Origin of the sequence: Streptomyces sp. RKAG293 (assembly GCF_023701745.1) — a bacterium.
In the GTDB taxonomy this organism is placed as follows: Bacteria; Actinomycetota; Actinomycetes; order Streptomycetales; family Streptomycetaceae; genus Actinacidiphila.
In genome coordinates, this window is sequence record NZ_JAJOZB010000001.1 from 6,401,522 (window position 1) to 6,426,923 (window position 25,402).

Genomic DNA, 25,402 nt, shown 5'->3' on the forward strand with positions numbered 1-25,402 from the left:
GACCTGGGGCAATCGGGTGAAGAGGTTTGGAGTCGGCGTGGGGAATGCATGATTGCTCAACATTCCCTCGCGGGAGACTCGCGGTGGACTCGCAGCCCCGAACCCCTCAGCGGAACGTATCTGCGCATGCCCCACACGGAAGTCGTAGCAATAAGCGACACTATGGTCACGCTACGCTCCCATTGACCCCATTTTCAGCCCACGTCTCGGCAGAACGGCACAAGACGACGCATGCCCCAGCACACCCCCGGGCCGGACCGGGCCACGGCGGCCACCGCCGCGCGCAGTGCCCCCCGTCCCGCCGCCCCCACCTCGCTCGACGCGCTGTGGCGGACCTACAAGTCCACGGCGGACGCGAAGCTCCGGGAGCAGCTCATCCTGCACTACTCACCGCTGGTGAAGTACGTGGCGGGACGGGTCAGCGTCGGCCTGCCGGCCAACGTCGAGCAGGCGGACTTCGTGTCCTCGGGGGTCTTCGGGCTCATCGACGCCATCGAGAAGTTCGACCCGGAACGGGCGATCAAGTTCGAGACGTACGCGATCACCCGGATCCGCGGCGCCATGATCGACGAGCTGCGGGCGCTGGACTGGATCCCGCGCTCCGTACGGCAGAAGGCGCGCGCGGTGGAGCGCGCCTACGCCACCCTGGAGGCCTCGCTCCGGCGAACCCCCAGCGAGTCCGAGGTCGCCGCCGAGATGGGCGTCGGCCTGGAGGAACTGCACGGTGTGTTCAGCGCCCTGTCGCTGGCCAACGTGGTGGCGCTGGAGGAACTGCTGCACGTCGGCGGTGACAGCGGCGACCGGCTCAGCCTGGTCGACACCCTGGAGGACACCGGCGCCGACAACCCGGTCGAGGTCGCGGAGGACCGCGAGTTGCGCCGGCTGCTGGCCCGCGCGGTGAACACGCTTCCGGAGCGCGAGAAGACCGTGGTGACGCTCTACTACTACGAGGGGCTCACGCTCGCCGAGATCGGCCAGGTGCTCGGTGTCACCGAGAGCCGGGTCAGCCAGATCCACACCAAATCGGTGCTGCAGTTGCGCGCGAAGCTGGCGGACGTCGGCCGCTGACGCCGGTCACCGCCTACAGTGGACGGGTGCCCAGGATTCGAGCGGCCTCGGTGGCCGAGCACCGGACGATGCAGCGCGACGCCCTGCTGGACGCCGCCCGATCCCTCCTGACCGAGGGCGGCACAGAGGCGCTGACCTTCCCCGCCCTGGCCGAACGCACCGGCCTCGCGCGGTCGTCCGTCTATGAGTACTTCCGCTCCCGGGCGGCCGTCGTCGAGGAACTGTGTTCCGTCGACTTCCCGGTCTGGGCCGCCGAGGTCGAGGCGGCGATGGAGGCCGCCGACGGCGCCGCCGCCAAGATCGAGGCGTATGTGCGCAGTCAGCTCACCCTGGTCGGCGACCGGCGGCACCGGGCCGTGGTGGCGATCTCGGCGGGCGAGCTGGACGCCGGGGCCCGCGAGAAGATCCGCGCGGCGCACGGTGGTCTGGTCGCCATGGTGGTCGAGGCGCTGGGCGACCTCGGGCACGAGGAGCCGCGGCTGACGGCCATGCTGCTGCAGGGCGTCGTGGACGCCGCGGTGCGCCGGATCGAGCTGGGTGCCGCCGAGGTCCCGGAGCGGATCGTCGACGCCGCGGTGGCCATGGCCCTGCGCGGAGTGCAGAGCCCGGCCACCACCGCGGCCCCGGACCCGGTATTGGATTCGGACCCGGCTGCGCTCGTCGAACAGCCGTAGTTCCAGCTCCGGCCGCCGGCTCGGGAACGCCGAACACCGGCAGCAGCCGGGACCGGCCGCCGTGCTTCATCCAGTCGGGCAGCAGGGTCAGCGGGTCGAGGTAGACGTCCCCGCGCAGCAGCCCCCAGTGCAGACAGCCCGCGGGGCAGTGCCACGGCCCGCGCTCCAGCACCCCCACCACCTGGCCCGCGGCCACCTCGTCACCCACCGCGACCTGGGCCCGTACCGGCTCATAGGTAGTGCGCAGCCCGTCCGGCAGCAGGACCGAGACCACATCCACGCCGGCGACCCGGCCGGCGAACGACACCCTCCCCGGCGCGGCCGACCGCACCGGAGTGCCCGGTCCGGCCCGGAGATCCACTCCTCGGTGCCCGCGGCCCCACGGAGTCGCGGGTGGCTCAAAACCACGCTCCACCACCGGCCGCCCACCCAACGTCCCACCCGTCGTCCCACCCCCACCCGTCGTCCCACCCCCACCCCCAGCCCCAGCCCCACCTCCCGCCCCACCCGCGCCGCCGCCGACCGGCCAGCTCCGGGGGCCAGGGGAAGGCACCCCGAGGGAAGGCACTCCGGGTGAAGGCACCCCGGACGACGCGTTCGAAGGCACCCCCGCGGGCCCGCCGTAGCCCGCGACCGGCAGCGGTACGGCGAAGGCCAGCGCGGCGAGGAGCGAGAACCACAGGGGCAGGGCGAGGGGAAGAACCGGGGAAGCGACCATGCTCCGACGGTCCCGTATTCCGGCCCCGCAAGACGATCATGAATGCGGCCTGTGGATAACCCGGTGGCCGAAGAAGCTGTCGTTCCGCACTCCGCCGGTCACGTACACTTTCTCTGGCGATCCGGGTCACCGGGTCGACTTCGCACGCCCCGCCACCGACTTCCTCGTGAAGGGTGGCCGCGCCCCTCGGTCCCTCGTGGCACGGCGCGTCGGGGCGTCAGGCGCGACGGCCGTCCGGCCGCCGCGATAACCGAGTCCTCAAGGAGCGCGGCCATGGCCGTCGTCACGATGCGGGAGCTGCTGGAAAGCGGCGTCCACTTCGGTCACCAGACCCGTCGTTGGAACCCGAAGATGAAGCGTTTCATCTTCACGGAGCGCAACGGCATCTACATCATCGACCTGCTCCAGTCGCTGTCGTACATCGACCGCGCCTACGAGTTCGTCCGCGAGACCGTCGCCCACGGCGGCTCCATCATGTTCATCGGCACCAAGAAGCAGGCGCAGGAAGCCATCGCCGAGCAGGCCTCGCGCGTCGGCATGCCCTACGTCAACCAGCGGTGGCTGGGCGGCATGCTCACGAACTTCTCGACCGTCTACAAGCGCCTGCAGCGCCTGAAGGAGCTCGAGGAGATCGACTTCACGGATGTGGCCGCCTCCGGCCTCACCAAGAAGGAGCTCCTGGTCCTCTCCCGCGAGAAGGACAAGCTCGAGAAGACCCTCGGTGGTATCCGCGAGATGCAGAAGGTGCCCAGCGCCGTCTGGATCGTGGACACCAAGAAGGAGCACATCGCCGTCGGTGAGGCGCGCAAGCTGCGCATCCCGGTCGTCGCGATCCTCGACACCAACTGCGACCCCGACGAGGTCGACTACAAGATCCCGGGCAACGACGACGCGATCCGCTCCGTCACCCTGCTCACCCGTGTGATCGCCGACGCCGTCGCCGAGGGCCTCATCGCCCGCTCCGGTGCCGCCACCGGTGACAAGAAGGCCGAAGGCGCCGCCGAGCCGCTCGCCGAGTGGGAGCGCGAGCTCCTCGAGGGCGAGAAGGCCAAGGACGAGACCGAGGCTCCGGTCGAGACCGGTGCTGAGACCGAGGCCGTCGCCGACGCCGCCGCCGAGACCGTCGTCGAGGCCGTCGCCGACGCCGAGGCCCCGGTGGCCGACGCCGCCGAGACCGTCGAGGCCCCGGCCGCCGACGCTGAGGCTGACAAGGCCTGAGGCTCCGCCTTCCAGTACGTGTGACGACGGCGGGGGCTCCGGCCCCCGCCGTCCAGCCGTAGATCAACCGACTCTCATCGGGAAGAGACGCAACGACCATGGCGAACTACACCGCCGCTGACGTCAAGAAGCTCCGCGAGCTGACCGCCGCCGGCATGATGGACTGCAAGAACGCTCTCGTAGAGGCCGAAGGCGACCTGGACAAGGCCGTCGAGATCCTCCGTGTCAAGGGCCAGAAGGGCGTCACCAAGCGCGAAGGCCGTTCGGCCTCCAACGGTGCCGTCGTCTCCCTGATCGCCGAGGGCGCTTCCGAGGGCGTACTCCTCGAGCTCAACTGCGAGACCGACTTCGTCGCGAAGGGTGACAAGTTCGTCACCGTCGCCGACGCGCTGGCCGCGCACGTCGCCGCCAGCAAGCCCGCCGACGTCGAGGCGCTGCTCGCCTCCGAGATCAAGGACGGCCAGACCGTCCAGGCGTTCGTCGACGAGGCCAACGCCACCCTCGGCGAGAAGATCGTGCTGAGCCGCTTCGCGCAGTTCACCGACGGCTACGTCGCCTCCTACCTGCACCGCACCAGCCCGGACCTGCCCCCGCAGGTCGGCGTGCTGGTCGAGCTGGACAAGGAGAACGCCGAGGTCGCGAAGGACGTCGCGCAGCACATCGCCGCGTTCTCGCCGCTCTTCCTGTCCCGCGAGGACATCCCCGCCGAGGTGCTCGAGAACGAGCGCCGCGTGGCCGAGGCCACCGCGCGCGAGGAGGGCAAGCCGGAGGCCGCGCTCGCCCGTATCGTCGAGGGCCGTGTGACGGGCTACGTCAAGGAGAACTCCGTTCTCGAGCAGTCCTTCGCGAAGGACAGCAAGAAGACCGTCCAGAAGGTTCTGGACGAGGCCGGTGTCACGCTGAAGCGTTTCGCGCGCTTCCGCGTCGGTGTCTGAGCCAGCCAGCGAATGACCGACGACCCCGCTAGGGTCGGACGCGGTCGGCCGCCCGCCGGCCGACCGCAGTAGTGACGAGGAGGCCATTGCCGTAGAGGGAACCCACGTGGACCCACGGCAATGGCCTTCTTCGTACGCGCATGAGGAGATCTCCATGGATGAGGGCGCCGACAAGGCCGCCGACAAGGCCAGCGACTCCGGAACCGGCACCACGTCCGGCACCGGGGTTCCGCGGAGCCGGTACCTGCTGAAGCTGTCCGGCGAGGCCTTCGCCGGAGGCGGCGGACTGGGCGTCGACCCGGACGTCGTCCACGCGATCGCCCGCGAGATCGCAGCCGTCGTCCAAGAGGGCTACGAGATCGCCATCGTCATCGGCGGCGGCAACTTCTTCCGTGGCGCGGAGCTCCAGCAGCGCGGCATGGACCGGGCCCGCTCGGACTACATGGGCATGCTCGGCACCGTCATGAACTGCCTCGCCCTCCAGGACTTCCTGGAGAAGGAAGGCATCGAGACCCGCGTGCAGACCGCCATCACGATGGGCCAGGTCGCCGAGCCGTACATCCCGCTGCGCGCGGTGCGGCACCTGGAGAAGGGCCGCGTCGTCATCTTCGGCGCCGGTATGGGCATGCCGTACTTCTCCACCGACACCACCGCCGCCCAGCGCGCCCTGGAGATCGACGCCCAGGCGCTGCTCATGGGCAAGAACGGGGTCGACGGGGTCTACGACTCCGACCCCAAGCACAACCCGGACGCGGTCAAGTACGACGCCTTGGAGTACAGCGAGGTCATCTCGCGGGACCTCAAGGTCGCCGACGCCACCGCGATCACCCTGTGCCGTGACAACAAGCTGCCGATCCTCGTCTTCGAGCTGCTCGCCGAGGGAAACATCTCGCGAGCCGTAAAGGGTGAGAAGATCGGCACGCTCGTCAACGACCAGGGCACGCGGGGCTAACCGCCCGCACCCGGGGATGGACAACAGGCTGCCGGTCGGACACCGTGCAGGAAAGACGCGCGCAGGGGCCAGGCTCTGCCTTCTGAAAACCAGGAGCACATGGTGATTGAAGAGACCCTCCTCGAGGCCGAGGAGAAGATGGAGAAGGCCGTCATCGTCGCGAAGGACGACTTCGCCGCGATCCGCACCGGCCGTGCGCACCCCGCGATGTTCAACAAGATCGTGGCCGAGTACTACGGCGCCATCACGCCGATCAACCAGCTCGCCTCCTTCTCGGTGCCGGAGCCCCGGATGGCCGTGGTCTCCCCGTTCGACGTCAGCGCGCTGCGCAACATCGAAGAGGCGATCCGCAACTCGGACCTCGGCGTCAACCCGAGCAACGACGGCCGCATCATCCGGGTGGTGTTCCCGCAGCTGACCGAGGAGCGCCGCAAGGACTACATCAAGGTCGCCCGCAGCAAGTCGGAGGACGCGAAGATCTCGATCCGCGCGATCCGCCGCAAGGCCAAGGAGACCCTGGACAAGCTGGTCAAGGACGGCGAGTCCGGTGAGGACGACGTGCGTCGCGCCGAGAAGGAGCTCGACGACACGACGAGCAAGTACACGGCCCAGATCGACGAGCTGCTCAAGCACAAGGAAGCCGAGCTGCTCGAGGTCTGACGGACCGCTGCCACACGGCGGTACGACCGTTCGTTCTCCCGGGGGGTGACCCCCGCACCCCCCGCCAGAACACCAGGCCGGACGCCTGGTCCGGAACAACAACGCGAGGCGAAACTCAGTGAACGACTCCTCCTGGAGTGCCACGCCGCGCTCCGGCCACTGGGAAACGCCGGCGGGGGGACCGGGCGACGGCTCGGCGGGTTTCGCGCAGGATGCGCTCGACGCAGCGCAGACTCGTCGTATGCCGCCTGAGCCGTCACCGGAACCCGTCCCGCCCGTGAAGAAGTCCGCAGGTCGCAACCTGCGGGCCGCGATAGGGGTCGGCGTCGGCATGGGCGCGGTCATCGTCGCCTCGCTGTTCATCGTCAAGGCCGCCTTCGTCGGTGTGGTGGCGCTCGCCGTCGTCGTCGGCCTGTGGGAGCTCACCTCCCGGCTCGCGGAGAAGAAGTCCATCCGCATCCCGCTCGTACCGCTCGCGGTCGGCGGGGTCGCCATGGTCGTCGCGGGCTACGCGCGCGGCGCCGAGGGCGCCTGGATCGCCATGGCCCTCACCTCGCTCGCCATCCTCGTCTGGCGGATGACCGAGCCGCCGGAGAACTACCTGCGGGACGTCACCGCCGGCATCTTCGCCGCCTTCTACGTGCCCTTCCTCGCCACCTTCGTGTCGATGATGCTCGCCGCGGACGACGGCCCCTGGCGGGTCCTCGTCTTCCTGTTGCTCACCGTGATCAGCGACACAGGCGCCTACGCCGTCGGCTGGCGCTTCGGCCGCCGCCTCCTCGCCCCGCGCATCAGCCCCGGCAAGACCCGCGCCGGCCTCTTCGGCGCCATCGCCTTCGCCATGACGGCCGGCGCCCTGTCGATGCAGTACCTGATCGACGACGGCAAATGGTGGCAGGGCCTGATCCTGGGCCTGGTCGCGGCGGTCAGCGCCACCCTCGGCGACCTCGGCGAATCCATGATCAAGCGCGACCTCGGCATCAAGGACATGGGCACCCTCCTCCCCGGTCACGGCGGCATCATGGACCGCCTCGACTCCCTCCTCCCCACCGCCCCGGTGGTCTGGCTGCTCCTGGTCGTCTTCGTCGGGACCGGCTGACCTCCGCGCGTCTGCGACACTGGTAGCACCATGCCTGTACCCGGAGAACTCACCTTTGCCGTGCCGCGTGGGGCCAAGAAGCCCCCGCGGCACCTCGCCGACCTGACCCCTGCCGAGCGACGGGAGGCGGTTGTCGAGCTGGGCGAGAAGCCGTTCCGTGCCAAGCAGCTGTCGCAGCACTACTTCGCGCGGTACGACGACGACCGGGCCGCCTGGACGGATATTCCGGCGGCGTCGCGCGACAAGCTCGCGGACGGGTTGCTGCCCGAGATGATGTCGGTCGTGCGGCACATCAGCTGTGACGACGACACGACGCGCAAGACGCTGTGGCGGCTGTTCGACGGGACGCTCGTCGAGTCGGTGCTGATGCGGTACCCGGACCGGGTCACCATGTGCATCAGTTCGCAGGCCGGGTGCGGGATGAACTGCCCGTTCTGTGCGACGGGGCAGGCGGGTCTCGACCGTAATCTGTCGACCGCCGAGATCGTGCACCAGATCGTGGCCGGGATGAAGTCGCTGCGGGACGGCGAGATCCCCGGTGGGCCGGCCCGGCTGAGCAACATCGTGTTCATGGGCATGGGCGAGCCGCTGGCCAACTACAACCGTGTCATCGGCTCGATCCGCCGGCTGACGGACCCGGAGCCGGACGGGCTCGGACTGTCGCAGCGCGGGATCACCGTGTCGACGGTCGGGCTGGTGCCGGCGATGCTGCGGTTCGCCGACGAGGGCTTCAAGTGCCGGCTCGCGGTGTCGCTGCACGCCCCGGACGACGAGCTGCGCGACACCCTGGTGCCGGTCAACACCCGCTGGAAGGTGCGCGAGGTGCTGGACGCCGCGTGGCACTACGCGGAGGTGTCCGGCCGCCGGATCTCCATCGAGTACGCGCTGATCAAGGACATCAACGACCAGGCGTGGCGGGCGGACCTGCTCGGGCGGCTGCTCAAGGGCAAGCGCGTGCATGTGAACCTCATCCCGCTCAACCCCACCCCGGGGTCCAAGTGGACGGCCTCGCGGCCGGAGGACGAGCGGGCGTTCGTGCGGATGCTGGAGTCGCACGGGGTGCCGGTGACCGTCCGTGACACGCGTGGCAGTGAGATCGACGGAGCGTGCGGGCAGCTGGCGGCCTCCGAAGGCTGAGACGCCTGCCGGGCGTCAGCGGGCCCGCTGCTATCGTGGCGCTCGTAGATTCGTACAAATGAACATTTCCGACAGGGGAGCGCACCAGCGCTGAGAGTGCGGCCACCGGCGAAGCCGGTGCGGCCGCAGACCCTCGGACCTGATCCGGGTAATGCCGGCGTAGGGAGTCAACCGCTCATGAACACCAACCTTCGGCGCGCCGCGACAGCGGTCGTGGCCACCGCCCTCGGCGCCACGGCGCTGGCCGCCTGTGGCGGCTCCGGCGACAAGGCCGACGGCTCGAAGACGGCGACGCCGTCGAAGACCGTCACCCTCGTCAGCCATGACTCCTTCGCCGCCTCGCCCGCGGTGCTGAAGGAGTTCACCAAGGAGACCGGCTACACCGTCAAGGTGCTGGCCGGCGGTGACGCGGGCGCGGCCGTGAACCAGGCGATCCTGTCGAAGGGGCACCCGCAGGGCGATGTCTTCTTCGGTGTCGACAACACGCTGCTGTCGAGGGCCCTCGACAACGACCTGTTCACGCCGTACGAGGCCAAGGGCCTGGACCAGGTCCCGGCGGCGCTGCAGCTCGACAAGGACAAGCACCGGGTCACCCCGATCGACTCCGGCGACGTCTGCGTCAACTACGACCGCAAGTACTTCGACGCGCACAAACTGGCCGTTCCGGCGACCTTCGACGACCTGATCAAGCCGGAGTACAAGAACCTGCTGGTCACCGAGAACTCCGCGACGTCCTCGCCGGGGCTGGCCTTCCAGCTCGGCACGATCGCGAAGTACGGCGCCGACGGCTGGCAGGACTACTGGAAGAAGCTCAAGGCCAACGGCGTCGAGGTCGTCGACGGCTGGGAGCAGGCGTACAACGACCGCTTCTCCGGCTCGGCCGGCGGCAAGGGCAAGGGCGACAAGCCGCTCGTCGTCTCGTACGCCTCCAGCCCGCCCGCCGAGGTGCTGGGCGTCAAGCCGCAGCCGGCGCAGGGGCCGACCGGCGTCGCGACCGGTACGTGCTTCCGGCAGATCGAGTTCGCCGGGCTGCTCAAGGGCGGCAAGAACGACGCGGGCGGCAAGGCGCTGCTGGACTTCCTGCTGAGCAAGACGTTCCAGCAGGACATGCCGCTGCAGATGTTCGTGAACCCGGCCCGCCAGGACGCGGCGCTGCCCGCCGAGTTCACCAAGTACGGCGTGAAGATCGACACCCCGCCGACCGTGGCACCCGACGAGATCGCCAAGAACCGTGACCAGTGGGTCAAGACATGGTCCTCGCTCGTCCTGAAGTAGGGACTCCGGAAGCGGCTCCCGGGGAGCCGCGCCGCGGGACCCCGGTGAGGGTCCGGCGGCGCGCCCCGCGGGCCGCCGCGGTGCGGCTCGGTCTGATGGCCGTGCCCACCGCGTTCTTCGCGGTCTTCTTCGCCTATCCGGTGGCCGCCATCGTCACCCGGGGGCTGCGCGAGGGCGGCCGGTGGCGGTTCGGCCGGATCGGCGAGGTGCTGACCGACCCGGAGATCCTGCGGGTGCTGTGGTTCACCGCGTGGCAGGCGGTCGTCTCGACCGGGCTGACGCTGCTGATCGCGCTCCCGGCGGCGTATGTCTTCGCCCGCTTCGAGTTCCCCGGCAAGCGGCTGCTGCGGGCGGTGGTGGCGGTGCCGTTCGTGCTGCCCACGGTGGTGGTCGGCTCGGCGTTCCTGGCGCTGCTGGGCCGCGGCGGCATGCTCGACGACCTGTGGGGCGTCCGGCTGGACACCACCGTGTGGGCGATCCTGCTCGCGCACGTCTTCTTCAACTTCGGTGTCGTCGTCCGGTCCGTCGGCGGGCTGTGGTCGCAGCTCGACCCGCGCCAGGAGGAGGCCGCCCGGGTGCTGGGCGCCGGCCGCTTCGAGGCGTGGCGCCGGGTGACGCTGCCGGCGCTGGGGCCTGCCGTGGCAGCCGCCGCGCTGATGGTCTTCCTCTTCACCTTCACGTCCTTCGGCGTGATCCAGATCCTCGGCGGGCCGAAGTACTCCACGCTGGAAGTGGAGATCTACCAGCAGACCGCGCAGTTCCTCGACCTGCCGACGGCCGCCGTGCTCACCCTCGTGCAGTTCGCGGCGGTCGCCACGATCCTCGCGCTGCACGCCTGGACGGTGCGCCGCCGGGAGAGCACCCTGAAGCTCGTCGATGCCGCGCACACCTCGCGGCGGCCGCGCGGCGCGGCCCAGTGGGCGCTGCTGTGGGCGGTGCTGGCCGTGATCGTCCTGCTGATCCTGGTGCCGCTCGGCGTCCTGGTGGCGCGGTCGCTGGACGGGCCCGACGGCTACGGGCTCACCTTCTACCGGGCGCTGCTCTCGGTCCCGGAGACCGGCGGCACCTTCGTCGTCGCGCCCATCGAGGCGGTCTGGAACTCCCTGCAGTACGCGGCGGTGGCCACGCTCATCGCGCTGCTGGTGGGCGGCCTCGCCGCCGCCGCGCTGACCCGGCGCGCCGGCAGGCTGGTGCGGGGCTTCGACGCGCTGCTGATGCTGCCGCTGGGCACCTCGGCGGTGACCGTCGGCTTCGGCTTCCTCATCACCCTCGACGAGCCCCCGCTGGATCTGCGGTCGACGTGGCTGCTGGTGCCGCTGGCGCAGGCGCTGGTCGGTGTGCCGTTCGTGGTCCGCACGATGCTGCCCGTGCTGCGCGCCGTCGACGAACGGCTGCGGGAGGCGGCGGCGGTGCTGGGCGCCTCGCCGTGGCGGGCCTGGCGCGAGGTGGACCTGCCGCTGGTGCGGCGGGCGCTGCTGATCGCGGCGGGCTTCGCGTTCGCCGTCTCGCTCGGCGAGTTCGGCGCGACCGTCTTCATCGCGCGGCCCGACAACCCGACCCTGCCGGTGGCGGTGGCCCGGCTCCTCGGGCGCGCCGGGGAGCTCAACTACGGGCAGGCGATGGCCCTGAGCACCGTTCTGATGCTGGTGTGCGCGGGCGCGCTGCTGGCACTGGAGCGGCTGCGCACCGACCGTTCAGGAGAGTTCTAGATGACCCAGTCCTCCACTCCGCTGCTGCGGCTCGACGGTGTGACGGTCCGGTTCGGGGAGCGCGCGGCGCTCGACGCCGTGGACCTGGAGGTCGCCGCGCACGAGACGGTGTGCGTCCTGGGCCCCAGCGGCAGCGGCAAGTCCACCCTGCTGCGCGCGGTGGCCGGGCTGCAGGAGGTGGACGCCGGGCGGGTGCTGCTGGACGGCCGCGACCAGGCGGGCGTTCCCACCCACCGGCGCGGTCTCGGCCTGATGTTCCAGGACCACCAGCTCTTCCCGCAGCGGGACGTCGGCGGCAACGTCGCCTTCGGACTGCGGATGCGCGGGACCCGCCGCGACGAGGCGGACCGCACGGTCGCCGGACTGCTCGACATGGTGGGCCTGCCCGGCGCGCAGCGGCGGGCCATCGCCGCGCTGTCCGGCGGTGAGCAGCAGCGCGTCGCGCTGGCCCGCGCGCTGGCCCCCGAGCCGAAGCTGCTGATGCTGGACGAGCCGCTCGGTCAGCTCGACCGCGGTCTGCGGGAGCGGCTCGTCGTCGAACTGCGCCAGCTGTTCGGCCGGCTCGGCACGACGGTGCTGGCCGTCACCCACGACCAGGGCGAGGCGTTCGCGCTCGCCGACCGGGTCGTGGTCATGCGCGACGGTCTGATCGCGCAGACCGGCACCCCGCTGGAGGTGTGGCAGCGGCCCGCCTCCGAGTTCGTGGCCCGCTTCCTCGGCTTCGACAACGTCGTCGAGGCGACCGTGCACGGCGAGGCGGCCGACACCCCGTGGGGCAAGGTGCCGGTGCAGCCCGGCGCACCCCAGGGGCCGTGCCGGCTGCTGGTCCGCCCCGCCGGGGTGCGGCTGACCGGCGTCCGCGACGGGCTGCCCTGCACGGTGACGGCCAGGACGTTCCGCGGTGACCTGGTCACCCTGCTGCTGCGCCCGGTGGACGGGCCGCCGCTGGAGGCGGCCTGCTCGCTGCGGGACGCGCCGGAGGCCGGCACCGAGGTGGGCGTCGCCTTCACCGCTCAGGACGTCGTGGTCCTCAGCGTCTAGCCGCGCTCATCGACCGGTGGCGGAGGCGGTGAGCCGGGCCAGCGCCTCCGGTGCCTCGTCGACGGAGTCGACCAGGGCGATACGGGCCGCCATGGGGCGGTCCTTCGCCAGTGCTTCGAGCAGCGGCCAGGTGGGCAGGTCGCGGGTCCAGTGCTCGCGGTTCACCAGCACCATCGGGGTCGGGACGCCCCGGGAACCGTAGTAGTTCGGCGTCGCGTTGTCGAAGATCTCCTGGACGGTGCCGGCCGCGCCCGGCAGGAAGATCACGCCGGCGGTGCAGCGGGCCAGCAGCCCGTCCTCGCGCACCGCGTTGGCGAAGTACTTGGCGATGTGCGAGGCGAAGGCGTTCGGCGGCTCATGGCCGTAGAACCAGGTCGGGATGCCGACGGACGGGCCGCCGTCCGGCCAGCGCTCCCGGACGGCGAACGCGGCCGACGCCCAGTCGCCGATCGACGGGGTGAACAACGGCGCCCTGGCCACCGTCCGCAGCGCCTCGCCGAGCACCTCGTCCCCGAACGGGGCCGTGTAGGCGCCCAGGTTCGCCGCCTCCATGGCGCCCGGGCCGCCCCCGGTGGCGACGGTCAGCCCCGAGCGGGCCAGCGTCCGGCCGAGGAGTGCGGCGCCCGCGTACGCGTCCTTGCCGCGCGCCATCGCGTGACCGCCCATGACGCCGACCACCCGCTCGCCGGCGAGCAGTTCGTCGAGCGCGTCCGAGACGGCGTCGTCGTGGATGCTGCGCAGCATCGACGCGAGTATGTCGCCGCCGGCCCGGGTCCGCTGGAACCACTCGTAGGCGCGGGCGTCCGGAGTCGTCTCATACCCCGCGGGCAGCCCTTCGTAGAGCGCCTCGGGTGTGTACAGCGTGCCCCGGTACGGATCGAAGGGAAGGTACGGGACCGGCGGGAACACCATCGCCCCGTGCGCCCGGACGTGGGCGAGCGCGGCGGGCTCCATGGGGCAGCCCAGGAACACCGCCCCCGCCGCGTCCAGGGCCAGCAGCGCGGCCGTACGGTCCGTCAGATCGACGGCCTGCAGGCGGTATCCGGCGAGCGAGCCGGTGGCGGCCACCCGGTCGAACTCCGCGGGTGATTCGATCTCGTGGTCAGGGGCGCCGCTGTGCGGCGTGGAGTCGGTCAGCACCGCTGCACCCTAGCGGCAGGGACCGCACGTGCGACGGGTGCTGGAAGGGCGGACGGGAGTTCGACGACCCGACCTAGACCGCCAGCGGCGACGACGCGAGCTGCGCGATGAGGACGGTCAGCGGGATGACGACCACCAGCACCACCGCGCAGCGCAGTCCGGCGGCGGCGCGCAGCAGGCTCGCGGGGACGCCGAGCTGGACGAGGGCGGTGGTGGAGTGCTCGCGGGTGCGGCGGGCTTCGAGCGCGGCGGTGAGCACGGTCCCGAGCGCGCAGACCGTGATCAGGGCGGCGGCGAAGCCGGTGAGCGGGCCGAGTTCACGGTCGCCGGTGCCGTAGAGCTCCAGCGCGGCCAGCGCTCCGGCCGTGACGGCGCACAGCACGCCGATCGGGCGGCCGATCCGGCGCGACTCCTCCTGGAGGGTGCGGCCCGCGAGCAGCCGCAGGGCGCCGGGGCGGTGGAGGCTCAGCAGCCGTCCGCAGGCGTGGACCAGGCCGGGACCGGCCAGGACCATGCCGGCCGCGGTCAGCGCCCAGCCGGCCAGCACGGTCGGGGCGGCGCTGCCGAGGCCGCCGGGCAGCGGCAGCAGGTCCGTGGCGGTCGAGCGGCTCAGGTTGTCGGCGGTCACCTCGATGGCGAGGCCGATGGCGGTGAGCGCGGCGCCCCACGGCAGGCCGGCGGGGGCGGTCACCGCGGAGAGCGCGCCCGGGTCGTCCGCGTCGGCCGACGCCGGAGCCGCGGGGGCGGCCCGGCGCGGCCACAGACTGGCGGCGCTGGCCGCCGCGGCGAGCAGCGGTACGGCGGCGAGCAGCGTCAGCGCGCCCGCGACGGGCAGCGGGCGGTCCGAGCCGAGCGCGGTTCCGCCGCGTACCTGAAGGAAGACCAGCAGGGCGACGACGCTGCCCAGCGCGCACGTCAGCGCGGTGGTCGCGGCGGCCAGCAGCGGCACCCCGCCACGGCCGAGCCCGGCCGCGGCGAGCCCCGAGTGCAGCCGCCCGCTGGGCTCGGACCGGCTGACGGCCACCGAGAGCTGCAGGGCGGCGGCGAACGGGACCACGCACCAGGCGAGCCGGGCGCCGGCCGCCGGCGGGTTCCCCGGGTGCCCCATGGCGTAGCCGAGCGCGGCCAGCAGCAGAAAGCCGGTGCCCGCGGACGCGGCGGCGACCAGGAGCCGGCGGAGCAGGACCGTGGGGGCGGATCCGCGGGCTACACGGAGGCTGAGCACGACGCGGCACCCTCCCGGTCCTGGGCGGGCATGGCGGCCGCAGGCCGCCCGTCGACCAGGGTGATGACCCGGTCGGCCGCGGCCGCCACCTCGGGATCGATGGTGGCGAGCACCACGGTGATGCCGTGCGAACGCGCGGCGCTGGTCAGCATTCGCAGGACCTGGGCGCGGTCCGCGCGGTGCAGCGGCGCGGTGGGCTCGTCGGCGAAGACCACCTCGGGGAGGGTGACCAGGGCGCGGGCGATGGCCACCCGCTGGCGCTGCGCCTGGAGCAGCTCGGCGGGCCGTTTGCGGGCCACCGAGCCGACGTCGAGCCGGTCCAGCCACTCCTGCGCGGTGGTCTTGGCCGTGCGGTGCGGAGCGCCGCAGAGCAGCAGCGGCAGGGCGGCGTTCTCCCGGGCGGTGAGTTCCGGCAGCAGCTGCGGGGTGCCGCCGATCCAGCCGAAGCGTTCGCGGCGCAGCCGCTCGCGCGCGGCCAGCGGGAGGGTGTGCACCGGTGCGCTGTTGAACCACACCTCGCCCTGGTCGGGCAGCAACTGCCCGGCCAGGCAGCGCAGCAGGGTGGTCTTGCCGGAGCCGCGCGGCCCCAGCAGACCGAGGATCTCGCCCTCGCGCACACCCAGCGAGACGCCGAGCAGCGCGGGAGAGCCCTGGAAGGAGTGGCGCAGGGCGCGGGCCCAGAGCACATCGTTGTCGGGCGGGGCCACCATTGCCGATTACCTCCGCGAGTCGTTCCCCCTGGCTCGGTCAACGAATGCGGGGGAGACCGGTCACTGCGTTGGCAGGCTAAGGATTTCCCGGACCCGATCGGGTGAGCCACGGCGCCCGGGTCGCCCGAACGGCCGCATATGACGTCTCATCCCAGGAGCCCGGCCCCGGAAACGGCGCGGCGCGCCGGGCGGACCCCCGGAAGGGCCGCCCGGCGCGCCGGGGGTGGATCACCGCGGAGCGGTCAGAGCTTGGTCCACGCCTCGGTGAGGACGGCGCGGAGGATGCCCTCGATCTCGTCGAAGGTCTCCTGGGTGGAGATCAGCGGCGGAGCGAGCTGGACGACCGGGTCGCCTCGGTCGTCGGCCCGGCAGTACAGACCGTTCTCGAAGAGCGCCTTCGACAGGAAGCCGTACAGGACGCGCTCGGTCTCCTCGTCCGTGAAGGACTCCTTGGTGACCTTGTCCTTGACGAGCTCGATGCCGTAGAAGAAGCCGTTGCCGCGGACGTCACCGACGATCGGCAGGTCGTGCAGCTTCTTCAGCGTGTTGAAGAACGCGTCCTCGTTGTCGAGCACGTGCTGGTTGAGGCCCTCGCGCTCGAAGATGTCGAGGTTCGCGATGCCGACCGCCGCGGAGACCGGGTGGCCGCCGAACGTGTAGCCGTGCAGGAAGGTGTTGTCACCCTTGTAGAACGGCTCCGCCAGCTTGTCGGAGATGATGCAGGCACCGATCGGGGAGTAACCCGAGGTCATGCCCTTGGCGCAGGTGATCATGTCCGGGATGTAGTCGAACTTGTCGCACGCGAACATGGTGCCGAGGCGGCCGAAGGCGCAGATGACCTCGTCGGAGACGAGCAGCACGTTGTACTTGTCGCAGATCTCGCGGACCCGCTGGAAGTACCCGGGCGGCGGCGGGAAGCAGCCGCCGGCGTTCTGTACCGGCTCCAGGAAGACACAGGCGACGGTCTCCGGGCCCTCGAACAGGATCTCCTGCTCGATCTGGTCGGCGCAGTACCGGCCGTAGGCCTCCGGGTCGTCGCCGAAGATCGGGGAGCGGTAGATGTTGGTGTTGACCACCTTGTGCGCACCGGGGACCAGCGGCTCGAAGGGAGCCTTGAGGGCCGGCAGGCCGGTGATCGACAGGGCGCCCTGCGGGGTGCCGTGGTAGGCCACCGCGCGGGAGATGACCTTGTACTTGGTCGGCTCACCCGTGAGCTTGAAGTACTGCTTGGCGAGCTTCCAGGCGGTCTCGACCGCCTCACCGCCACCCGTGGTGAAGAAGACCTTGTTCAGGTCGCCGGGGGCGTAGTTCGCCAGCCGCTCGGCCAGTTCCACGGCCTTGGGGTGGGCGTACGACCAGATGGGGAAGAAGGCCAGTTCCTGCGCCTGCTTGTACGCGGTCTCGGCGAGCTCGTGGCGGCCGTGACCGGCGTTGACCACGAACAGCCCGGAGAGGCCGTCGAGGTACTTCTTGCCCTTGTCGTCGTAGATGTACGTGCCCTCGCCGCGCACGATGGTCGGCACAGGGGCGTTCTCGTACGACGACATGCGGGTGAAGTGCATCCACAGGTGGTCGTACGCGGTCTTCGAGAGGTCCGCGTTCATGGCTATCTGGTTCCCCAGGTGTAGGTCTGCTTCCGGAGCTTCAGGTAAACGAAACTCTCGGTGGTCCGCACGCCGGGCAGCGCGCGGATCCGCTTGTTGATCATTTCCAGCAGGTGGTCGTCGTCCTCGCAGACGATCTCGATCAGCAGATCGAAGGAACCCGCCGTGATGACGACGTACTCGACCTCGCCCATCTCGGCGAGGGCGTCGGCGACCGGCTCTATGTCGCCCTCGACGTTGATGCCGACCATCGCCTGCCGACGGAATCCGACGGTGAGCGGGTCGGTCACGGCGACGATCTGCATGACGCCCTGGTCCTGCAGTTTCTGGACGCGCTGCCGCACGGCCGCCTCGGAGAGGCCTACGGCCTTGCCGATCGCGGCGTAGGGCCTGCGCCCGTCCTCCTGGAGCTGCTCGATGATCGCCTTGGAGACGGAGTCGAGCACTCCGGAGCCGTTGGTGCTCTTCGGATCCGTACTACGAGTGGCCACGGGCACCACTGTGCAGGAGAGGTCGACGGTCCCGCAACCCCTGAACGATGAAATTCGTAGTTCTGGTGCTCGAATCTCACTGATTCCATCGTTCTGGGGATCTGGGTATGTCGAACACGGCAGTGATACGACTAGGCTCGATTACTCTGGAAGCGTCTCACCCATCGGACACAGGACAGGAGAGGTGCAGTGAGCGAGCTCAAGCGTCTGCGCAACTACATCAATGGAGAGTTCCGCGACGCCGCCGACGGGCGGACCACGGATGTGGTCAATCCGGCCACCGGTGAGGTCTACGCCACCGCGCCGCTGTCCGCCGCCGCCGACGTCGACGCCGCGATGGCCGCCGCCGAGGCGGCGTTCCCGGCCTGGCGCGACGCCACTCCCTCGGTACGCCAGCGGGCCCTGCTGAAGGTCGCCGACGCGATCGAGGCACGGGCGGACGAGCTGGTCGCCGTGGAGAGCGAGAACACCGGCAAGCCGCTCGGCCTCACCGCCAGCGAGGAACTGCCGCCGATGGTCGACCAGATCCGCTTCTTCGCGGGTGCGGCCCGGCTGCTCGAAGGCCGCTCCGCCGGCGAGTACATGGAGGGCATGACCTCCATCGTCCGCCGCGAGCCGGTCGGCGTCTGCGCGCAGGTCGCGCCGTGGAACTACCCGATGATGATGGCCGTCTGGAAGTTCGCCCCGGCGATCGCCGCGGGCAACACCGTCGTCCTCAAGCCGTCGGACACCACCCCCGCCTCGACGGTGCTGCTCGCCGAGATCCTCGGCGAGGTGCTGCCCAAGGGCGTCTTCAACGTCGTCTGCGGCGACCGCGAGACCGGCCGCGCCATGGTCGAGCACAAGGTCCCGGCGATGGCCTCCATCACCGGTTCCGTCCGGGCCGGCATGCAGGTCGCCGAGAGCGCCGCCAAGGACGTCAAGCGCGTCCACCTGGAGCTCGGCGGCAAGGCGCCCGTCGTGGTCTTCGGCGACGCCGACATCGCCAAGGCCGTCGAGGACATCTCGGTCGCGGGCTTCTTCAACGCCGGCCAGGACTGTACGGCCGCCACCCGCGTGCTCGTCCACGAGTCGATCCACGACGAGTTCACCACCGCGCTCGCCAAGGCCGCCGCCGACACCAAGACCGGCGCCGCGGACGACGAGGACGTGCTCTACGGCCCGCTGAACAATGCCAACCAGCTCGCCCAGGTCAGCGGCTTCATCGAGCGGCTGCCGGCGCACGCCAAGGTCGAGGCGGGTGGCCACCGTGTCGGCGACAAGGGCTACTTCTACGCCCCGACCGTCGTCTCCGGCCTCAAGCAGGACGACGAGATCATCCAGAACGAGGTCTTCGGACCGGTCATCACCATCCAGCCCTTCACCGACGAGGAGCAGGCCGTCGAGTACGCCAACGGCGTCGACTTCGCCCTCGCCTCCTCGGTGTGGACCAAGGACCACGGCCGCGCCATGCGGATGTCCAAGCGTCTCGACTTCGGCTGCGTGTGGATCAACACCCACATCCCGCTGGTCGCCGAGATGCCGCACGGCGGCTTCAAGAAGTCCGGCTACGGCAAGGACCTCTCCGCCTACGGCTTCGAGGACTACACCCGCATCAAGCACGTCATGACGTCCCTGGACGGCTGACCCGCTCCCGGCCCCAGCGGCCCCCGGCCCCGGACGCGCACGCCGCGTCCGGGGCCGTCGCACGTCCCGGCCGCGAGACACAGTGTCAGGCAGTTGGGGGGTACGGCTGACGGATCGCTCGTTGCCCCGGGCATCCGGTGGAAGGGAGGGTGTGCCGCATGAGTGATCTCTCCCGTCGTTCGGTGCTGCGTGGATTCGGGCTGGCAGGGCTGCTGGCAGCCGCCTCGGCATGCGGTGTACCGCCGGCACACATAGACGCGGCGGACCGGGCGGCCCGCGACCGCTCGGCGCAGGACAAGAAGCTGAACTTCGCGAACTGGCCGCTCTACATCGACGTCGACGAGAAGAACGCGCAGAAGCGTCCGACACTCGACGCGTTCACCGCGCACAGCGGGATCAAGGTCCAGTACACCGAGGAGATCAACGACAACGACGAGTTCTTCGGGAAGATCAGCCCCGCCCTGATGAACCACCAGGACATCGGCCGCGACCTGATCGTCGTCAGCGACTGGATGGCCGCGCGGTACGTACGGCTGGGCTGGGTGCAGGAGATGGACCGCTCCCGGCAGCCCAACGTCACCAAGTACCTCGACCCGCTGCTGCGGAACCCCGCCTTCGACCGGGGCCGCAGGTCCGCCGTGCCGTGGCAGTCCGGGATCACCGGCATCGCCTACAACAAGAAGGCGCTGGGCCGCGAGATCAAGCACGTGTCGGACCTGTGGGCCCCGGACCTCAAGGGGAAGGTGACCCTGCTGTCCGGGATGGACGAGGCGTTCGCGCTGCTCATGCAGGGACAGGGCGTCGACGTCGCCAAGTGGACGGCGGACGACTTCCACCGGATGACGGACCAGGTGGCCTCCCTGGTGCACAGCAAGCAGATCCGGCGCTTCACCGGCAACGACTACACCAAGGACCTGTCGTCCGGCGATGTGCTGGCCTGCCAGGCGTACTCGGGCGATGTCGTCCAGCTGCAGTCCGACAACCCGGACATCGAGTTCGTGGTGCCCCAGGAGGGCGCGGAACTGTGGGCCGAGAGCCTGATGATCCCGAACCTGGCCGAGCACAAGAGCAACGCCGAGGCGCTCGTCGACTACTACTACGACCCCGAGGTCGCGGCCGAACTCGCCGCCTACGTCAACTACGTCTGCCCGGTCCCGGCCGCCCGCGAGGTGCTCGCCTCCTCCAAGGACGAGGACACCGCCGCCCTGGCCGAGGACCCGTTGATCTTCCCGGACGACGAGATGCGCAAGCGGCTCGTGGTGGCCCGCGACATCACGCCGGAGGAGCGCCCGGAGTTCGAGAACCGGTGGAATCTGATCGTCGGCCTGTGATCCCGTCCTCCGGTGACCCGGGCGGGCCGTCGAGGAGTCCGCGCAGGACGTCGAGGCGGTTGGTGGTGACCGAGTCGACGCCGAGGCCGAGCAGCCGCGTCATGGTGCGGCGCAGGTCGGCGGTCCAGGCCGCCACGAGCAGCTCCCGCTGGTGCGCCCAGCGGACCAGCGGGGGATCGATCAGGCCGAACCGCAGATTGATCCAGCGCGGCCGGACGGCGTCGAGCAGCGCCCGCGGCGGCAGCGCCGAGGTCTTCCAGGTCAGGGCGATCTCGGCGGCCGGGTCGTGCCGCCGCACGGCGAGCATGGCGGCGGCCTCGCCGCAGTAGTACGCCCGGGACTCCGCCCCCGCGTCCCGCACGGCGGCCACCGAGGGCCCGGCCTGCTCCACGGCGGTCAGGTCGAGCAGCGCCCGGCCGGACCCGTGCCCGGTGACGGCGGTCAGCGCGTCGTGCAGCGCCGGTACACCGCCGGTGGTGAGCCGCCGGACCTGCTCGGCGGTGAGATCCGCGACGGCGTCCCGGTGCCCCCACAGCCGCGTCAGCGTCGGGTCGTGCAGGAGCACCGGGACGCCGTCGCGGGTGAGGCGGACGTCGATCTCCACCGCGTCGGCGCCCGCCCGCAGGGCGGAGCGCAGCGACGGCAGCGTGTTCTCTCTGTGCTGGAACGGGTCGCCGCGATGGGCGACGGCTAGCGCCACGCCGCCGTGTAGGCGTCGATCTCGGCGGTGAGCCGCGCCTTGCCCGGCGTGTCGAGGAACGACGCCTCGACGGCGTTCTTCGCCAGCCCGGCGACGCCGGCCGCGTCCAGGTCCAGCAGACGGGCGGCGATGGCGTACTCGTTGTTCAGGTCGGTGCTGAACATGGGCGGGTCGTCGCTGTTGATGGTGACGAGCACCCCGGCCTCGACCATCTGCCGCAGCGGGTGCTCGTCGAGGGTGCGGACCGCGCGGGTGGCGATGTTGGAGGTCGGGCAGACCTCCAGCGCGATGCGGTGCTCGGCCAGGTGCTCCAGCAGCCGCGGGTCCTGGACCGAGCTGGTGCCGTGCCCGATCCGCTCGGCGCCGAGCAGGTTGATCGCGTCCCAGACGGTCTCCGGGCCGGTGGTCTCGCCGGCGTGCGGCACGCTGTGCAGGCCGATCGCGCGGGCCCGGTCGAAGTACGGCTTGAACTGCGGGCGCGGCACACCGATCTCGGGGCCGCCGAGCCCGAAGCTGACCAGCCCCTCCGGCCGCAGCTCGGTCGCGATCCGGGCGGTCTCCTCGGCGGAGGCCAGACCCGCCTCGCCGGGAATGTCGAAGCACCAGCGCAGCACGACCCCGAGCTCGGACTCGGCGGCCTTGCGGGCGTCCTCGATCGCCTCGACGAAGGCGCGGTCCGGGATGCCGCGGTTGGTCGAGGAGTACGGGGTGACGGTCAGCTCGGCGTAGCGGATGTTCTGCCGGGCCATGTCGCGGGCGACCTCGAAGGTCAGCAGCCGCACGTCCTCGGCGTCGCGGATCAGGTCGACGACGGACAGGTACACGTCGATGAAGTGCGCGAAGTCACGGAAGGTGAAGTACTCGGCCAGCTCGGCGGGATCGCTGGGAACCCGGGAGTCCCGGTGCCGGGCCGCCAGTTCTGCGACGATCCTCGGCGAAGCGGATCCGACATGGTGGACGTGCAGCTCGGCCTTGGGCAGCCCGGCGATGAAGGTGTCGAGGCCGGGTACGCGTCCGGGTGCGGTGTCGGTCATGCGGATCCTCCAGGCAAGTCAGCGGTGGAGCCATCGTAGACGGCGCCCCGGGTCGCACGAGGGCCTTCCCCCGCCGTACGCAGGCCATAGCATTGCCGGACGTAGTCAGAGGAAGGCAGCAATGTCCGACCAGCCCGACAGCCCCGCGCCCCGCAACCCCTGGGCGCCGCCCGCGGACGTCCCGCCGCAGGCCGGACCGGGGCCGAGCCCGGCGGACACCGGCCCGCCGCTGCCGCCGCTGGCACCGGGAACGGACCATTACGCCGCTGGTCCGCCGTACGGCCAACAGGGTCCCCACCCGGATCAGTACCCGCCGTACGAGCAGTACCCGGGCGCGGGCGGCGGCTACCCGGGCTACCCCGGTTACCCGGGATACCCGATGGGCCCGTACGGCGGCTGGACCCCCTCGCCGCGCAACGGCTACGGCCTCACCGCGCTCGTGCTGGGCATCGTCGGCGCGGTGCTGTCGGTCATGTGCTTCTTCGCGGTCCTCGGCGCCCCGCTGGGCATCGCCGCGATCATCTTCGGGATCGTCGGACGGCGGATCGCCAAGCGCGGTGAGTCGACCAACCCCGGGCAGGCGCTGGCCGGGCTGATCCTCGGCATCGTCGCGACCGTGCTGTCCGCCGGAATGCTGATCACCATAGGCGTGTCGATAGGGAACGGCTGGCTGGACGAGGGCGACGGGATGCGCCAGCCCGACCAGGGCAGCTACGGATCACCGCTGTCCGTCGGCGAGACCGCCGAGTACGACGGCGGGCTGCAGGTCACCGTCGCTGATGTGCGGGACCCCGGCCCGTCGCAGACCGCCGGGAGCGCCGAAGGCGCCCAGGGTGCGGAGGGCGCCGAGGGCGGTGACAGCGCGCTGAAGTTCACCGTCACGCTGAAGAACACCGGCGGCGACACACAGAACCTGGACTACGCGGACGTCTCCGCGTACGCGGACCAGGCGGGGGACAACCCGCTCAAGGACATCTCGGGCCAGGACGGCTTCAGTGGCCAGCTCGCCCCCGGCGCCGAGCGGTCGCTGGACTTCATCGTCGTCGTCCCCGACCCGTCCACCGACTCCGTCGAGGTCGACGTGTCCCCGGGCGACTCCTACGACTACGCGTACTGGGACGTGCCCGTTCCCGTTCCCGCCTCGTAGGTCCTGTGGCCGGCCTAGCGGCGTACGGCCTCCAGGGCCAGCAGCGCGACGTGCAGCGACAGACACGACTCCACCTGGTCGAGGTCGACGCCCAGGATCCGTTCCACCCGGTGCAGCCGGTCGTAGAACGAGGGCCGGGACAGGTGCGCGGCGTCGGCCGCCGCCGACTTGTTGCGGCCGTTGTCCAGATAGACGGTGAGGATGCGGACCAGGTCGGAGCCGTGTTCCGCGTCATGGGCGAGCAGCGGGCCCAGCTCGCGTTCGACGTAGGTCTGCAGCCGGGCGTCGTCGCGCAGCAGGTGCAGCAGCCCGCGCAGCCGCACGTCGGGCAGCCGGTAGTACGTGCCGGCCCGGCGCCGCTCCGCACCGCCCGGTGAACCGTGCAGCGCCGCGTCGGCGACCTGCGCCGCCTCCAGCAGGGTGCGCCGCGCGTCGCGCAGCGAGCCGACCGAGGAGCCGGCCGCCATCACGAACGCGGGCGCCTCGGACGCCGGGTCGACGATCCGGTCGAGCGCGGCGGCGAAGCCCTCCAGCGACCGGTGCTCCTCGTCGTGCGGGCCCAGCGACACCAGCACGCCGACCGCGCCGTCGTCGAGCGCCCCGGTCAGCGCGGTCAGCCCGCGCTCGCGCACCGCGAGCGCCACGTTCTCGGTGAAGTCCCGCAGCCGGGACTGCGCCTCCAGCGCCGCCGACGCGGGCCCGCCGCGCAGCCGCAGCATGACGCCGACCAGCCGGCGTCCTTCGAGCGGCACGCCCAGCGCCCGCGCGCGCAGCGCGACGTCGGAGACGGTCAGCGCGTGGGTGAGGATCCCGGAGAGCAGGGTGCGGTGGGTCTGGCGTTCCAGCGATTCGCGGTCGCGCTCCAGCAGCCGGTTGAGGGCCAGGGTGGCGGCGCCGCGTTCGAGGAGGACCGCGTGCCGGTGCGGGCCGGTCGTCGTGACCGGGCGGCCCTCGCCCGAGGTGCGCGGCGGCGGACCGGGCTCGCCCACCAGGACGAGCCGGCCCCAGTCGCGGCCGCGCGCGCCGACCGAGGTGACGAGCCAGCCGGCCCGCCGGTCGTACCCGGTCCTGCCGGCCGGGGCCACACCGCGCGAGCGCCGTTCCCAGCCGTCCAGCAGCGCCTCCGGGTCGTGGCCGGCCGGGTCGAAGGCCAGCACCTGGTGCGAGAGGTTCTCCAGCACGACCGGCGCGCCCGCCATCCGGGCCACCTCCCGGACGACCTCGTCGGCCTCCGCGCCCTCGACGGACAGTTCGTTGAAGGTCTGGTGCACGGCCTCCGAGGCGCGCAGCTCGGTCAGCTGCGCGTCCACCACATGGGCGTGCACCGCCTGGGTGACGCTCACGAACCGCACCTCGGTGCGCAGCGCCACCAGCGGCAGTCCGCGCCGCTCGGCGGCCCTGACCAGGGGCCGCGGCAGCACGTCGGCGTACCGCCGGCCCAGTTCCACCACCAGCCCGGCCGCGCCGACGTCCGCGAGGGCGTCGATGTACTGGGCCAGCGACTCCTTGTCCTCGGGGAGCATCACGCCGGTCGTCAGCACCAGCTCGCCGCCCTGCAGCATCCCCGCGATGTCGGCCAGCTCGCTGATGTGCACCCAGCGCACCGGCCGGTGCAGTCCGGCGGCGCCCGCGACGACCCGCGGCGCGCCGCGGCGCAGCGCGTCGAGTTCCAGGACCTGGGCGACGGTGGGAAACACGGTGTGACCTCCGGTCGGGACGGCGTCCGGCGTGGCCTGACGCCACTGCCGGGGGCAGAGTGTAAAGCTCTCCGCGCCACCGGTTGCGGTGTGACGGTTACGCCGCGCGCAGCGCTCCGGCATCGTGCCTCGGGACGCCTGGGAAAGCCACTGTGTGGCAGATCACGGAAGACAGATTTCGTCGCGTAACCAAAAGGCAACAACGGAATCC

General features: G+C 71.2%; 22 protein-coding genes, 1 pseudogene and 1 riboswitch. Of the genes and pseudogenes, 14 read left to right on the forward strand and 9 right to left on the reverse strand.

The features are described from left to right. The first annotated feature begins 231 nt into the window (after window positions 1-231). Window positions 232-1,068 (forward strand): RNA polymerase sigma factor WhiG, encoded by an 837-nt coding sequence (whiG, locus tag LNW72_RS28520; protein ID WP_250977969.1) that lies wholly within the window; start codon window positions 232-234, stop codon window positions 1,066-1,068. Between the two features lie 50 nt (window positions 1,069-1,118). Beyond that, on the forward strand, window positions 1,119-1,742 hold the full coding sequence (locus LNW72_RS28525; RefSeq protein WP_250980347.1) for a TetR/AcrR family transcriptional regulator: 624 nt from the start codon (window positions 1,119-1,121) through the stop codon (window positions 1,740-1,742). A 103-nt stretch (window positions 1,743-1,845) separates the two neighbouring features. Here the strand turns inward: LNW72_RS28525 and LNW72_RS28530 are convergent. Continuing rightward, a pseudogene (locus tag LNW72_RS28530) lies at window positions 1,846-2,460 on the reverse strand (M23 family metallopeptidase); the annotation flags it as partial. 273 nt (window positions 2,461-2,733) lie between these two features. Between LNW72_RS28530 and rpsB the strand changes: the two are divergent. The 9 genes from rpsB (at window position 2,734) to LNW72_RS28575 (ending at window position 12,486) form a co-directional block, all read left to right on the forward strand. Beyond that, window positions 2,734-3,678, forward strand: a complete 945-nt coding sequence (gene rpsB / locus LNW72_RS28535) for a 30S ribosomal protein S2 (RefSeq protein ID WP_250977970.1) — start codon at window positions 2,734-2,736, stop codon at window positions 3,676-3,678. Window positions 3,679-3,776: 98 nt separating this feature from the next. After that, the gene (gene tsf / locus LNW72_RS28540; RefSeq protein WP_250977971.1) at window positions 3,777-4,613 is read left to right on the forward strand and encodes a translation elongation factor Ts; all 837 of its coding nucleotides are present in this window, start codon (window positions 3,777-3,779) and stop codon (window positions 4,611-4,613) included. Between the two features lie 154 nt (window positions 4,614-4,767). Further along, a complete protein-coding gene (gene pyrH / locus LNW72_RS28545) occupies window positions 4,768-5,565 on the forward strand; it encodes a UMP kinase (protein WP_250977972.1) in 798 nt (265 codons plus the stop codon). 102 nt (window positions 5,566-5,667) lie between these two features. Further along, a complete protein-coding gene (gene frr / locus LNW72_RS28550) occupies window positions 5,668-6,225 on the forward strand; it encodes a ribosome recycling factor (RefSeq protein WP_250980348.1) in 558 nt (185 codons plus the stop codon). A gap of 118 nt (window positions 6,226-6,343) precedes the next feature. Continuing rightward, window positions 6,344-7,324 carry a phosphatidate cytidylyltransferase gene (locus LNW72_RS28555; protein ID WP_250977973.1) on the forward strand — a complete coding sequence of 327 codons (981 nt, stop codon included), beginning with the start codon at window positions 6,344-6,346 and terminating at the stop codon, window positions 7,322-7,324. A 30-nt stretch (window positions 7,325-7,354) separates the two neighbouring features. Continuing rightward, a complete protein-coding gene (gene rlmN / locus LNW72_RS28560) occupies window positions 7,355-8,461 on the forward strand; it encodes a 23S rRNA (adenine(2503)-C(2))-methyltransferase RlmN (protein WP_138356734.1) in 1,107 nt (368 codons plus the stop codon). A 63-nt stretch (window positions 8,462-8,524) separates the two neighbouring features. After that, a riboswitch (TPP riboswitch) is annotated at window positions 8,525-8,644 on the forward strand. Continuing rightward, a complete protein-coding gene (locus tag LNW72_RS28565; RefSeq protein WP_250977974.1) occupies window positions 8,639-9,736 on the forward strand; it encodes a thiamine ABC transporter substrate-binding protein in 1,098 nt (365 codons plus the stop codon). (Overlaps the previous riboswitch by 6 nt.) Window positions 9,737-9,831: 95 nt before the next feature. Next, window positions 9,832-11,445, forward strand: a complete 1,614-nt coding sequence (locus LNW72_RS28570) for an iron ABC transporter permease (protein ID WP_250980349.1) — start codon at window positions 9,832-9,834, stop codon at window positions 11,443-11,445. Next, entirely contained in the window at window positions 11,446-12,486 is a 1,041-nt protein-coding gene (locus LNW72_RS28575) for an ABC transporter ATP-binding protein (protein ID WP_250977975.1), read from the forward strand. It abuts the gene before it with no gap. A gap of 6 nt (window positions 12,487-12,492) precedes the next feature. Here the strand turns inward: LNW72_RS28575 and LNW72_RS28580 are convergent, their stop codons facing one another. The 5 genes from LNW72_RS28580 to LNW72_RS28600 all read right to left on the reverse strand — a co-directional run bounded on the left by LNW72_RS28580 (window position 12,493) and on the right by LNW72_RS28600 (window position 17,656). Further along, on the reverse strand, window positions 12,493-13,626 hold the full coding sequence (locus LNW72_RS28580; protein ID WP_250977976.1) for an LOG family protein: 1,134 nt from the start codon (window positions 13,624-13,626) through the stop codon (window positions 12,493-12,495). Window positions 13,627-13,699: 73 nt separating this feature from the next. Beyond that, window positions 13,700-14,851, reverse strand: coding sequence for a hypothetical protein (locus LNW72_RS28585; protein WP_250977977.1), 1,152 nt, complete (start codon window positions 14,849-14,851; stop codon window positions 13,700-13,702). Next, window positions 14,833-15,561 (reverse strand): ABC transporter ATP-binding protein, encoded by a 729-nt coding sequence (locus LNW72_RS28590; RefSeq protein ID WP_250977978.1) that lies wholly within the window; start codon window positions 15,559-15,561, stop codon window positions 14,833-14,835. The genes LNW72_RS28585 and LNW72_RS28590 overlap by 19 nt, the downstream gene beginning before the upstream one ends. Before the next feature lie 242 nt (window positions 15,562-15,803). Further along, the gene (locus LNW72_RS28595; protein WP_138356727.1) at window positions 15,804-17,165 is read right to left on the reverse strand and encodes an aspartate aminotransferase family protein; all 1,362 of its coding nucleotides are present in this window, start codon (window positions 17,163-17,165) and stop codon (window positions 15,804-15,806) included. A 2-nt stretch (window positions 17,166-17,167) separates the two neighbouring features. Then, on the reverse strand, window positions 17,168-17,656 hold the full coding sequence (locus tag LNW72_RS28600; protein WP_250977979.1) for an Lrp/AsnC family transcriptional regulator: 489 nt from the start codon (window positions 17,654-17,656) through the stop codon (window positions 17,168-17,170). 189 nt (window positions 17,657-17,845) lie between these two features. Between LNW72_RS28600 and LNW72_RS28605 the strand changes: the two genes are divergently transcribed. After that, window positions 17,846-19,282 carry a gamma-aminobutyraldehyde dehydrogenase gene (locus LNW72_RS28605; RefSeq protein WP_250977980.1) on the forward strand — a complete coding sequence of 479 codons (1,437 nt, stop codon included), beginning with the start codon at window positions 17,846-17,848 and terminating at the stop codon, window positions 19,280-19,282. Window positions 19,283-19,440: 158 nt separating this feature from the next. Then, window positions 19,441-20,613: a spermidine/putrescine ABC transporter substrate-binding protein gene (locus LNW72_RS28610; protein ID WP_250977981.1), complete on the forward strand. Its 1,173-nt coding sequence runs from the start codon at window positions 19,441-19,443 to the stop codon at window positions 20,611-20,613. Here LNW72_RS28610 and LNW72_RS28615 read toward each other — a convergent pair. Together LNW72_RS28615 and LNW72_RS28620 are read right to left on the reverse strand one after the other, a co-directional pair. Beyond that, on the reverse strand, window positions 20,555-21,313 hold the full coding sequence (locus LNW72_RS28615; RefSeq protein ID WP_250977982.1) for a glycerophosphodiester phosphodiesterase: 759 nt from the start codon (window positions 21,311-21,313) through the stop codon (window positions 20,555-20,557). The genes LNW72_RS28610 and LNW72_RS28615 overlap by 59 nt on opposite strands. Beyond that, a complete protein-coding gene (locus LNW72_RS28620; protein WP_250977983.1) occupies window positions 21,304-22,347 on the reverse strand; it encodes an adenosine deaminase in 1,044 nt (347 codons plus the stop codon). The genes LNW72_RS28615 and LNW72_RS28620 overlap by 10 nt, the downstream gene beginning before the upstream one ends. A gap of 121 nt (window positions 22,348-22,468) precedes the next feature. Here LNW72_RS28620 and LNW72_RS28625 point away from each other — a divergent pair, with 121 nt between their 5' ends. Continuing rightward, window positions 22,469-23,494, forward strand: coding sequence for a DUF4190 domain-containing protein (locus LNW72_RS28625; RefSeq protein ID WP_250977984.1), 1,026 nt, complete (start codon window positions 22,469-22,471; stop codon window positions 23,492-23,494). A 14-nt stretch (window positions 23,495-23,508) separates the two neighbouring features. Here LNW72_RS28625 and LNW72_RS28630 read toward each other — a convergent pair whose 3' ends face one another. Further along, window positions 23,509-25,191, reverse strand: coding sequence for a PucR family transcriptional regulator (locus tag LNW72_RS28630; protein ID WP_250977985.1), 1,683 nt, complete (start codon window positions 25,189-25,191; stop codon window positions 23,509-23,511). Window positions 25,192-25,402: the final 211 nt, after the last annotated feature.

Coding starts and splice junctions, on each gene's coding strand:
- tsf (WP_250977971.1), top strand. CDS start 3,777: ATGGCGAACTACACCGCCGCTGACGTCAAGAAGCTCCGCGAGCTGACC.
- rpsB (WP_250977970.1), top strand. CDS start 2,734: ATGGCCGTCGTCACGATGCGGGAGCTGCTGGAAAGCGGCGTCCACTTC.
- whiG (WP_250977969.1), top strand. CDS start 232: ATGCCCCAGCACACCCCCGGGCCGGACCGGGCCACGGCGGCCACCGCC.
- LNW72_RS28610 (WP_250977981.1), top strand. CDS start 19,441: ATGAGTGATCTCTCCCGTCGTTCGGTGCTGCGTGGATTCGGGCTGGCA.
- rlmN (WP_138356734.1), top strand. CDS start 7,355: ATGCCTGTACCCGGAGAACTCACCTTTGCCGTGCCGCGTGGGGCCAAG.
- LNW72_RS28620 (WP_250977983.1), bottom strand. CDS start 22,347: ATGACCGACACCGCACCCGGACGCGTACCCGGCCTCGACACCTTCATC.
- LNW72_RS28575 (WP_250977975.1), top strand. CDS start 11,446: ATGACCCAGTCCTCCACTCCGCTGCTGCGGCTCGACGGTGTGACGGTC.
- LNW72_RS28595 (WP_138356727.1), bottom strand. CDS start 17,165: ATGAACGCGGACCTCTCGAAGACCGCGTACGACCACCTGTGGATGCAC.
- LNW72_RS28565 (WP_250977974.1), top strand. CDS start 8,639: ATGAACACCAACCTTCGGCGCGCCGCGACAGCGGTCGTGGCCACCGCC.
- pyrH (WP_250977972.1), top strand. CDS start 4,768: ATGGATGAGGGCGCCGACAAGGCCGCCGACAAGGCCAGCGACTCCGGA.
- LNW72_RS28590 (WP_250977978.1), bottom strand. CDS start 15,561: ATGGTGGCCCCGCCCGACAACGATGTGCTCTGGGCCCGCGCCCTGCGC.
- LNW72_RS28625 (WP_250977984.1), top strand. CDS start 22,469: ATGTCCGACCAGCCCGACAGCCCCGCGCCCCGCAACCCCTGGGCGCCG.
- LNW72_RS28570 (WP_250980349.1), top strand. CDS start 9,832: ATGGCCGTGCCCACCGCGTTCTTCGCGGTCTTCTTCGCCTATCCGGTG.